Below are 11,978 nucleotides of genomic sequence, written 5' to 3' on the forward strand. Positions count from 1 at the left end.
AGCTTTCCATTGTTACTACATCATTTCCTTCACCTGCTTATAAACATTGTCAGCAGTGAAGCCAAGTTTCTCGTCAAGCACTTTATAAGGAGCAGAGAAGCCAAAGCTCTCCATGCCCCAAACCTTGCCATTGTCGCCAACCAAACCCTCAAGGTTTACAGGCAAACCAGCTGTAAGGCCAAACTTCTTGGCGCTCTTTGGCAACACGGTCTCCTGATACTCCTTAGACTGACGACGGAACAATCCCTCTGAAGGAACGCTTACAATGCGCACCTTTATACCGTCCTTGCGCAACAGGGCAGCACCACCAACGAGAGTTGACACCTCTGAACCTGAAGCAAGAAGTATTACATCATAGTCCTCATCAGAACCAGCAACCACATAAGCACCCTTGCGAGCCTGCTCGTAGTCGTTGCCTTCTGGCAGACTCTCAATATTCTGACGAGAGAGAACCATTGCTGTAGGAGTAGACATATTTTCCATAGCCATTGCCCAACATACAGTTGTCTCCTCGGCATCAGCCGGACGGAATACGCGTACAGAATCCTCACCCTTGTGGTTCTTCAGCTTCTCCATAAGACGAATCTGTGCTTCCTGCTCTACTGGCTCGTGTGTAGGTCCATCCTCACCTACACGGAATGCGTCGTGAGTCCAGATAAACTTAGCCGGAACACCCATAAGGGCAGCCATACGAACAGCAGGTTTCATATAGTCGGAGAATACGAAGAAGGTACCGCAAGCCGGTATTACACCACCATGCAAGCTCATACCTATACACATGCAAGCCATTGTAAGCTCTGAAACACCAGCCTGAAAGAATGCGCCAGTAAAGTCGTCCTTTACCAAATCGTGTGTCTTCTTAAGGAATCCATCTGTCTTGTCAGAGTTGGAAAGGTCGGCCGAAGAGCATACCATATTAGGTACTTGTTCTGCCAAAACTCCCAAGCAAGCAGCCGAAGCAGCACGTGTTGCCGAGCCAGACTTCTGCTGAACAGCTGTCCAATCAATCTTAGGAGCATTTCCAGAGAACCACTCTTTAAGCTGTTCTGCCTTTTCAGGGTTGGCTGCAGCCCACTCAGCTTCCTGCTGATGACGTACTGCAACTATCTTCTTAAGTTCCTCGCGACGGTTGGCATACAGCTGCTCTACCTCTGGGAATATATAGAAAGGATTCTCAGGATTACCACCAAGGTGCTTGATTGTATTCTCATACGACTTTCCTCCGAGCGGTGCACCATGTGTCTTGATACTATGCTCGTAGCTTGAACCGTCTTCCTTCAATGCTCCCTTACCCATGATTGTACGACCAATAATAAGTGTAGGACGCTCTGGCTCGGTCTGTGCAGCTACAAGAGCACGACGTATCTCGTCTGGATCGTTGCCGTTGATTGTCATTACATTCCAGCCCCAAGCCTCATACTTGGCAGCTGTGTCTTCCTTCATCACCACTTTACACTCGGTTGAGAGCTGTATCTCGTTTGAGTCATAGAACATAATAAGGTTGTTCAAGCCCAATACGCCAGCCAAACGACCTACACCCTGCGATATTTCCTCCTCTACTCCACCGTCTGAGATATAAGCATATATCTTGTGCTGCATAGGTGTCTTGCCCAAGCGAGCCTCAAGAAACTTCTCTGCAACAGCAGCACCAGCAGCAAAAGCATGACCTTGACCAAGCGGGCCAGATGAGTTTTCTATGCCACGAGCAAGGTCGCGTTCTGGATGTCCTGGTGTTGGCGAACCCCACTGACGGAACTCCTTAAGCTCGTCCAAGGTAAATTTGCCTTGCAATGCAAGTGCTGAATAGAGCATTGCAGACATATGACCTGGGTCAAGATAGAAACGGTCGCGACCAGTCCACTCTGGGTTCTCAGGATCGTAAACCAAGAATTCTGAGAAAAGGACATTAATAAAGTCGGCTCCACCCATTGCGCCACCTGGGTGACCTGAGTTAGCTTTCTCTACCATTGATGCAGCCAGGATACGGATGTTATCGGCTGCTTTATACATAAGTTGTATTGAGTTCATTGTTATTTTATTTCTTGTTTTCAACTGCTGCCTGCTCAATTGCAAGTCCAGCCTTATAAGCTTCGATGTAAGTATCAAATCCTGCCACTTCCTCGGCAGTTGGAGCTATCTCCACTCCCTTATTGCCTGCAAAGACGTGAGTGTCGAGATAGTCGGCAAGCGATTCGTTCTTGCCGTTGTTCACCATATAGCCTGCAAGCAATGCTATACCCCATGCACCACCCTCGCCGGCTGTCTCCATTACAGAGATAGGCGAGTTGATAGCTGCTGCCAGTATGCGCTGTCCTACACCTGGTGTCTTGAACAATCCACCATGACCCGTAATGCGGTCGACCTCTACATGCTCGTCCTTGAACAGCACGTCGTTGCCTATCTTCAATACAGCCACTGCTGCATATAGATTGGTGCGTATAAAGTTGGCAAGGTTGAACTTGTCGCTTGCTGTGCGTACAAACATTGGGCGACCTTCCTGCATTCCTGTGATTGGCTCACCAGAGAAGTAGTTGTAGGCAATAAGTCCGCCACAATCGGTGTCGCCCTCAAGAGCGTGGTTGTATAGCTTAGAGAATATGTCGCCTGTACTTACCTCCACACCAAGAAGCTTTGAATATTCCTTGAAAAGCGAAATCCAAGCGTTGAGGTCGGATGTGCAGTTGTTGCAGTGAACCATAGCCACTGGGCTTCCGCAAGGTGTTGTTACCATGTCGATAGCCTCGTAAGGACGGCTCAAAGCCTTCTCAAGAACAATCATAGAGAATGATGATGTTCCGGCAGATACATTACCAGTGCGCTGACGTACAGCGTTGGTTGCAACCATACCAGTACCTGCATCGCCTTCAGGAGGACAAAGAGGTATACCTGCCTGTAGATTGCCAGAAGGGTCAAGCAACTCAGCACCCTTCTCTGTAAGGTTGCCTGCGTTTTCGCCTGCAAGCAGCACCTTAGGCAGAATGTCAAGAATCTTCCAACCTAAATCCTTTGAAGAAATCAAGCTGTCAAACTTCTCTACCATTGTTGCATCATAATCGTTGGTGGTAGAGTCGATAGGCAGCATACCCGAAGCATCGCCTATACCAAGCACACGCTTGCCGGTAAGTTTCCAGTGTACATATCCTGCAAGAGTGGTAAGGAATTTAATATCCTTAATGTGTGACTCACCGTCGATAATAGCCTGATAAACATGTGAAATGCTCCAACGCAAAGGAATGTTGAAGTTGAATAGTTTAGAAAGTTCGGCTGCTGCCTTGCCTGTATTAGTGTTACGCCATGTACGGAATGGTACAAGAATATTTTCGTCCTTGTCGAAAGGCATATAGCCGTGCATCATAGCACTGATGCCGATAGCTGCAAGCGAGGTTATTTCCTCGTCGTACTGCTCTTTAACATTCTTGCGAAGGTCGGCATAGCAGTCTCTGAGTCCATTCCAAATATCATCGATACTATAAGTCCAAAGACGACCTTCATAGCGGTTTTCCCACTCATGTGCGCCTTGCGCTATTGGAGCATTGTTCTCGTCGATAAGCACAGCCTTAATACGTGTAGAACCGAACTCGATACCGAGAACGGCGCGGCCTGATTGTATGGTTTGTTTTGGAGTTGACATAATTGTAAGTGAAGAGTTAAGAGTGAAGAAAGAAGAATCCAATAGTTCTGTTTACACATACTTTTTGGGGACTCTTGGTTTTATAAAAGAAGAGTGAAAGATGAAGACTTCATAAGGAAGTTATACAATATGATTCTTCACTTTTCACTCTTCATTCTTCGTTTTTTTTATCTCAGCGCCTTGCCAAGCATATAGTAAATCTCGTTGTTGCGGAGCTGCTGCTTGAAGTTGCTGATAGTAGTGTTCTTGTCGATATTTACAAACTCGATGTTGAGAATCTCGCAGAAGTCTTCCCAATACTCAGCTGTAATGTCATAAGAGAATGCACTGTGGTGTGTACCACCTGCAAGAATCCATGCACCAGCACCAATCTCGAATGTTGGCTGCGGAACCCAAAGTGCAGAAGCAACAGGAAGCTTAGGCATTGCCTTAGGCTCTATGCACTCTACCTCACTTGCTATAAGACGGAAGCGATTGCCAAGGTCTACTACAGTAGCCTTAACACCCTTGCCTGTCTTAGATGTAAATACAAGACGAGCAGTCTGCGACTTGCGGATACCGATACCAAGGAAGTGTACCTCGAGCTTTGGCTTATCCGAAGCAATCAATGGACAAACCTCAAGCATGTGGCTCTGGAGACTTGATGTGCGATCCTCAGCAAAGTTGAGTGTGTAATCCTCAAGGAATGAGCAACCCTTCTCTAAGCCCTGGTTCATTACCCAAAGTGTACGGTAGAGACAAGCTGTCTTCCAGTCGCCCTCTGCACCAAAGCCATAACCCTCTGCCATCAAACGCTGTGATGCCAAACCAGGAATCTGGTCGAAACCACAGAAGTTAGGATCGTTAACGTCGGCATCGCCAAGGTCGTCAAAGTTGGTTGTGAATGCAAGCGCACCCTCATCCTTCAATACACGACGAAGGGCTATTTCGGCCTTAGCCGCATTCTTAACCTTCTCCCAATATACTTCCTCGCCCGACTCATCAATCTTGATTGTGTATTCCTTCTTGTACTCTTCTACAAGGGCATCAGCCTCAGCATCGGTTACTTTCTTGAAATACTCCATAAGCGAAGATACAGGATAGTAGTCTACATGGTAACCAAGGCGCTGCTCAAACTCTACACGGTCGCCATCAGTTACGGCTACATTGTTCATGTTCATACCAAACATCAAGCAGCGTACGTTGTGTGCATCGGCTACACCTGCAGCTACACGTGCCCATGTTGCAATCTGCTTCTGAGCTTCTTCGCTCTTCCAATAGCCTACCACTACCTTTCTTGGTACACGCATACGTGTGCAGATATGTCCAAACTCGATATCGCCGTGAGCCGACTGGTTGAGGTTCATAAAGTCCATATCTATTGAGTCCCAAGGAAGCTCGGCATTATACTGTGTGTGGAAGTGAAGCAAAGGCTTCTTCAAAGCCTGCAATCCCTTAATCCACATCTTGGCTGGCGAGAAGGTGTGCATCCATGTAATGATACCAACACACTTGTCATCATTGTTTGCAGCCTTCATTACTGTCTCTACCTCTGCAGAAGAGTTGGCAGTGCCTTTGTACACCACCTTGATAGGAATGATGCCACTATTGTTAAGTCCCTCAACCATATCCTTTGAGTGACCGTCTACTATCTTAACTGTTTCGCCTCCATAAAGAAGCTGTGCACCAGTTACAAACCAAATCTCTAAGTTTTCAAATGCCTTAATCATACTGCTTATTGTTTTTAATTATTAGTTTTTATTTTTTACTTTTTTACTTTTTCTTCTGTCCATAGTAAGCATTCGGACCGTGCTTGCGGCTGAAGTGCTTTTCTACGAGCAATGGGTTCATTGTTGTGTTAGGATTAACCGAGAACGACACGAATGCCATCTTAGCCACCTGCTCCATAACAACAGCGTTGTATACAGCGTTGTCGGCATCGGTTCCCCATGAGAATGGACCATGGTTCTTTACCAATACACCTGGAGTGTGGTCAGGATTGATGTTGCCATCCTGGAACTTCTTTACAATCACGTTGCCAGTCTCCAACTCGTAGTTGCCCTTAACCTCAGCCTCTGTCATGTCTGGAGTACATGGAATAGAGTCGTGGAAGTAGTCGGCATGTGTTGTACCTATGTTAGGAATATCCTTGCCTGCCTGAGCCCAAGCAGTAGCATAAGTAGAGTGAGTGTGTACCACACCACCTACGTTAGGGAATGCGCGATAGATGGCGAGGTGGGTGGGAGTGTCCGACGACGGATTAAGGTCGCCTTCAACTACCTTGCCAGTCTCAATATCTACAACAACCATGTCATTTACAGTCATCTTGTCGTAGCTAACACCCGAAGGTTTGATAACTACAAGTCCACTTTCGCGGTCGATGCCCGACACGTTGCCCCATGTAAAAATCACGAGGTTGTGCTTAACCAAGTCGAGGTTGGCTTGGAACACCTTTTCTTTTAGTGCGCTTAAATCTTTCATTTTCTTATTTTTTAATAGGAGTTAGCCGAAGTTAGAGGAAGTAAAACTCGTTTCGCTCATGAAGTTCTTGCTCTTGCAAGTGGCAAGCCGATCGAATGGACTTTATTCTTCTGTTTATGCTATGAAACTATTGTCCGATAACTTCAGATAACTTCCAATAACTTCAGATAACTTCCGCTAACTCCCGATAACATTCTATAATTTAAAGTTAGGCTCTTCCTTATAAGCCTTTTCGTTGAATCGGTACAGGTAAGCACCGCGCTTGGATGTAAGTTTGTCTATTTGGTCGGTCTTCTCGATGAAGTCCATCTCCTTTATACGCTTACGGAAGTTGCGCTTGTCCACTTCCTCACCATTAACAGCCTCATATACCTGCTGCAGCTGAGATAGGGTGAAGAGTTCGGGCAGAAGATTAAAGCCTATAGGCTCATGCGATATCTTCTCCTGCATCATGCGTCTTGCCTTAAGCACCATCTTGCGATGATCAGAGTACATTTCAGGCAGCTGCTCTATATTAACCCATGCCACATCGTGCTCTTGCTGCTGTGCCTGGTCGTAGTCGGCAACATTTATCATCGAGTAATACGATATAGATACAACCCTTGCACCAGGGTCGCGGTTTACATCACCGAATGCCCCCACCTGTTTCATATACAGGTCTTTCAATCCAGTAAGTCCATAGAGCACACGCTTTGCAGCATCATCGACACTTTCATTTGCATCAACAAATCCACCATATAGCGACCATAGTCCGCGTCCTGGGTCCATCTTACGTTTGCCCATCAATACGCGAAGCTCTCCCTCATCGAATCCAAAGACTATACAGTCTACAGATACCAGTAGTCTGTCATGTTCGTTATAGAAATTTTCCATGTATATACTTATATTGTTGTTAAGTGGGGTAGTTTGCGTAGGCTATAGCATAGACGCCATAGCCTACTATTTTTATACTTTTTACCAGAAGTACCAGTAGAACGCAGCACACAGACCCACAACGAGCAATGTACCTACGATATCCCATACATTCCAGCTTGAGCGAATCATCTTACGGTAATCGGTTGTGAAGGTTATAGCCTCAACCTGCTCCTTAGATGGTGCTGGTGTAAAGAACGATACAACTATCATCAAGCCGATAATGAATACCAGCAACCAGCATTCAAAGATGAGCCAGTTAGTCTGCCAGAACCATGCTGTAGAATCCCAGAATGCGCCATCCATTACAGCCTTGCCCGAGTCGGTAACAACATTTGTTACAAGGCGAAGCATACCAATAGCAAAGCCACCGATAAGTCCCCACTCGCCTGCCTTTGGAGTGATACGCTTAGAGAATATACCCAATGTAAACACTGCCACCATTGACGGTGCAAGTAGCGACTGGATACCCTGAAGATAAGTGTAAAGTGTATCCATTGACATCATAACCGGCATCCATGCCAAGCCCAACAATACTACAACCACTGTTGCAATACGTCCTACGAGCACATAGTGAGCCTCGCTCATGCCCTTCTTCAATGGCTTGTAGAAGTCCTCTGTAAAGAGTGTCGCACATGAGTTGAAGAATGCCGCGAGCGACGCAACCAATGCACAAACGAAACCGATAGTTACAATACCCTTGACACCTGTAGGCAATACGTTCTTAACCATTACTGCAAAAGCAGCGTCGGTATTGAGCTGGCCGGCTGCATTAACGCCCATGTCAAAGCCTGAGCCTGCCTTATTCTGCAAAGCAATGGCAATCATGCCAGGGATAAGGAACATGAAGCAAGGCAGAATCTTGAAGAAACCTGCGGCAATAGTACCGCGACGTGCACGTGCAATAACCTTTGCATTGTCCTCGCCTGGCTGCTGACCCAACACACGCTGTACGATGTGCTGGTCGGTACACCAATACCAGAAACCAATGATTGAAGCACCCAAGAACACAACATATCCTGGATATTCAGGATACATAGGGTCGCCCTGATTGGTGTGGAACATATGGTTGATGCCATAACCATCGTGCATGGCACGTGCATTGTCCATCATTGCCGACCAACCTGCTACGATGCTACCATCGCCAAGGAGGTTAAGACCAAGGAACAGTACAAGGAACGAACCGATGATAAGAATTGGTGTCTGGATAGAAGATAGAGTCATTACGCCCTTCATACCACCAAATACTGTAAACACAGCTGTAATGGCTATCAAACCAATAGCACCATACCAGAATGGTATACCGAGCAAGAACTCGAAGAAGATACCGCCAGTAAAGGCAGTAACGCTAACCTTTGTCAACACGTAGGCTACAAGGGTAATGATAGACAACCATGAGCCTGTGCGGTGGGTGTAACGGAATTTAAGAAAATCAGGCATTGTGATAATCTTGCCCAACTTGTTGTTCAAGAGCTGATAGAACGGTACGAACAACCAGCCAAGGAACAATATCATCCAACCCTGCATCTCCCAGTGGGCCATACCTACACCATCCTTGGCGCCTGTACCAGCAAGACCAACGAGGTGCTCAGAACCAATGTTGGCAGCAAAGATGGCCATACCTATTACGTACCATGGTTCGCCCTTGCCGAAGAGATAATCGGATGAGCTTTCGCCTTTAGAGGCTTTCTTGTCTTTAACGATGGCGTGCCACACTGCCCATACTACTCCGAGGAGACCGATAACGAGGACAGCCCAGTCGAGCCCTACAAATTCATTTGAATTCCAGTTCATTTTTAATTTGGGTTTTATTATTGTTATTTGGTTTATTATTGTCCGTTTAAGCTGATTGATACCAGACTGCATGTATAGTTACGAACCTATATTACGACATATAACTAAAAATCTACAACAAATCTGTTTACTCCGATTTTATTTCAACTACTCATGCTTATTTAGCTTCATCATCACGACGTGCTGCTACATTACAACTTATTATTTATTTTCAACTATACTCGTTAATATCAATAGCTTTAACGGACAATTATTTCTGTTTACTTGTCTATTCCAAACTCACCAGTCCAGAAACGGTAAGCCACATGGCTGTAATACTTCTCGCCTGGCTTAAGATATGGAGATGGCCAGTTGGGCTTGTTGGGCGAATCAGGATACTTCTGACTCTCAAGACAAACCGAAACATGCTTAGGATACTTGATGCCATGCTTGCAGCTTACGCCAGTACCCTGAAAGTTGCCTGTGTATACCTGAACACCCGGCTCATTGGTGTACATAGACAAACCAATCTTTGTAACAGGCGACCACAAAACGGCGCAAACCTTTGTATCGTCGCCCTTGCCATTCTTATATGTGTTAAGACACCAGTTGTGGTCGTAGCCAGTAGCATTGCGAATCTGGTCGAACGAAGTGTCGTTGATGGTCTCCTCCAATGCATGTGCCTTGCGGAAGTCCATAGGTGTGCCCTCAACCGGACGTATATCACCAGTAGTCATGTATGTAGAGTCGGCTGGTGTATAGTTGTCTGCATTAAGGTAGAGCCACATGTTTGTGCCCTCCTTAGATGGGTCACCGTTCAGGTTGAAGTAGCTGTGGTTGGTCATGTTCACCACAGTCTCCTTATCGGTAGTAGCGTCGAAGGTAATGTCGAGCGTATTATTGCTCAATACCTTATATGTTGTATGCGCTGTAACTGTTCCTGGGAAGTTGTTGTCGCCGTCAGGCGAAACGATGGTAAGTACAAGTGTCGAGTCGTTAGGCTGCTGGGCATCGTATACCTGATATATCCAACCCGAAGGTCCACCATGAAGACAATGTCCAAAGTTGTTCTGTGGCAACTGATATGTCTTGCCTGCTACTGTAAGCTTGCCTCCACCAATGCGGTTGGCATAACGTCCTACAGAAGAACCAAAATCGCTTGGACTGTTCACCGAGTCGGTATACTGCTTGAGGTTGTCGTAGCCAAGTACCACATCAGTCGGTTTTCCATTAGCGTCGGGTACTACAAGCGACACCACGCGACCACCAAAGTTGGTGATACAAACCTCCATTCCGTTGCTGTTCTTCAACGTGTAGAGGGCTACTTTCTTATTGTTAACTATTGAATCGAAACGAGCAGGATTGAGTCCAGATACTGTTTCGTCGGCCTGTTTACCTGATGTGCAAGATGCAAGGGCTGTTGCCGTTGCTGCCACACCAATAATTGCAAACTTTATTAGGTTCATAATGGCGGTTGGTTTTAGTTATTTTTTATAGTTCTTTCTTTTATGAGTGTAAAATTACCACTTATTATTTTACCAGCAAAGAGTTTTCCTATTTATTTTCGCTTATAAGTGTAAATTTCACACTTACAAGCTTGTATTTAACGTTTATAAAGACTAAAATAGCCTCTACACATTATTATATAAGGAAACAATTGAGCCATATCAAGAAAAAAGGTCCGGCTTCATAAGCCAACTAAATTAACTTAATCTACCAACACGGTTAATACCGTAAGCCGATGAAGTTAATATCGTTGGCCAATGAAGCCGTATCTATAAATTGAAAAGATATATATTCGTTTGATCTTTGATTGCTGTCAAACGTATCTATGCTTGCTATCAAATGAAGCTATGCTTGCTATCAAACGTAGCTATGCTTGCTATCAAACGTAGCTATGCTTGCTATCAAATATGTTTTTTATTGCAGAGAAATAAATTCTCAACGTGTCTCGACACTCGTCTCTATTGGTGCCTTACAATTATTAACGAACGTGCCTATTTGCTGAAGCCATGCAGCCTTGTCGGCTGTGCCACTCTTGCACCACGATGCACCAAACCAATAAGTCCATCGTTCACCTGCCTTCAAACCACGTTTTATACCAACAGCATTGCCCTCAATGCCTTGCTGCTTGTGCCACAAATCCTTTAGCATACGTGTACGGTTGATGCCATCGGGATAAACTGTTGCCACATATATTTGGAAATTGTGACGTTCTGGAGAGTCGGTTGGGTCGCAATAAGCCACATAGGTTGAAGATAGCGACAGGTCGATAGACTCTTCAGAATGCAGCACAACACCGCTGCATACATTCATAGGACGTGTCAAACCGTCGTACCAAACAGTCATACGGTTGAAGTGTGCTCCTTTGTCGAGTGTTACAAGTCGATGCTCTACCACCCTCTGTCCATCTACAACTACCTCGGGATATTCCAGTTCGAAGGTAAGACGCAACGGTCCATTGTCCAACACCTTATAATCCTTAAACGCCCATGGCATAACAATGCTGTCGCCAAGCACAAGGGCAGGCGTGCCACAACCAAGACTTGGACCTACGTTATAGCAATCCAGACCACGACCATGATCGATGTGGAACGACTTGCTATCGAATGCGGCATCGGCGTTCAGTCCACGTCGGCGCAATTCATCACGCTCGTCACATGCCTCGCGATGCAACTGATAGCGGCGACGCACATCAAGTTCATTGGTCGACTTCATCCATACGTCAAAGCCAAATGCTTTCTCGCCGCTGCGTTGCAAGGCGGGTCCGTAAGCTCGATAGGCACATATGTCATTCTCCCATGTAAAGTCGTCGGCACGCCAATGCGAGAAATAGCCATCTACATAACTGCGCATTGGCTGCGGGATACCTTGCTCTACCATAAACCTTGCCTTACCATGTGGACGTACCGACATCTCAACAAGCAACTTGCCATCGTGGGTTATCTGATATGGCACCTCCTGATTGTACAAGTCTTTAACAATGATATTGCTGCCCGACTCAACACCTAACGATTGCCACACATCCTTAACTTCGAACTCTACCACTTCAAAGCGTTGCACATCTGTAGGATTGGTGGCAGAGAGAACCACTTTGTTTGAACCAAGAGCAGGGGTTGAGGGAATGAATGTGGCAAAAGCAAGGAGAAAAGACGATAATAAATTAGAAATTTTCATAGATGTGATGTGAATTTAAAAAGCC

The 11,978-nt window shown here is 45.8% G+C and carries 8 protein-coding genes; all 8 read right to left on the bottom strand.

The genetic code is table 11. From position 1 onward, the window contains the following. Positions 1-15: 15 nt before the first annotated feature. The 8 genes from C9991_RS00080 to C9991_RS00115 all read right to left on the bottom strand — a co-directional run bounded on the left by C9991_RS00080 (position 16) and on the right by C9991_RS00115 (position 11,953). On the bottom strand, positions 16-2,028 hold the full coding sequence (locus C9991_RS00080) for a transketolase family protein (protein ID WP_106811698.1): 2,013 nt from the start codon (positions 2,026-2,028) through the stop codon (positions 16-18). Positions 2,029-2,035: 7 nt separating this feature from the next. Next, a complete protein-coding gene (locus tag C9991_RS00085; RefSeq protein ID WP_106810626.1) occupies positions 2,036-3,631 on the bottom strand; it encodes a xylulokinase in 1,596 nt (531 codons plus the stop codon). A 167-nt stretch (positions 3,632-3,798) separates the two neighbouring features. Continuing rightward, positions 3,799-5,340, bottom strand: a complete 1,542-nt coding sequence (gene araA / locus C9991_RS00090; protein ID WP_106810627.1) for an L-arabinose isomerase — start codon at positions 5,338-5,340, stop codon at positions 3,799-3,801. A gap of 43 nt (positions 5,341-5,383) precedes the next feature. Further along, the gene (locus C9991_RS00095; RefSeq protein WP_106810628.1) at positions 5,384-6,091 is read right to left on the bottom strand and encodes an L-ribulose-5-phosphate 4-epimerase; all 708 of its coding nucleotides are present in this window, start codon (positions 6,089-6,091) and stop codon (positions 5,384-5,386) included. A 195-nt stretch (positions 6,092-6,286) separates the two neighbouring features. After that, positions 6,287-6,964, bottom strand: coding sequence for an NUDIX hydrolase (locus tag C9991_RS00100; RefSeq protein WP_106810629.1), 678 nt, complete (start codon positions 6,962-6,964; stop codon positions 6,287-6,289). Between the two features lie 81 nt (positions 6,965-7,045). Then, positions 7,046-8,797: a sodium:solute symporter gene (locus C9991_RS00105; RefSeq protein WP_106810630.1), complete on the bottom strand. Its 1,752-nt coding sequence runs from the start codon at positions 8,795-8,797 to the stop codon at positions 7,046-7,048. Between the two features lie 260 nt (positions 8,798-9,057). Further along, the gene (locus C9991_RS00110) at positions 9,058-10,242 is read right to left on the bottom strand and encodes an aldose epimerase family protein (protein WP_106810631.1); all 1,185 of its coding nucleotides are present in this window, start codon (positions 10,240-10,242) and stop codon (positions 9,058-9,060) included. Positions 10,243-10,717: 475 nt separating this feature from the next. Beyond that, entirely contained in the window at positions 10,718-11,953 is a 1,236-nt protein-coding gene (locus tag C9991_RS00115; RefSeq protein ID WP_106810632.1) for a BT3233 family polysaccharide utilization protein, read from the bottom strand. Positions 11,954-11,978 lie beyond the last annotated feature (25 nt).

It is taken from the genome of Prevotella merdae (genome assembly GCF_900290275.1).
GTDB lineage: Bacteria > Bacteroidota > Bacteroidia > Bacteroidales > Bacteroidaceae > Prevotella > Prevotella merdae.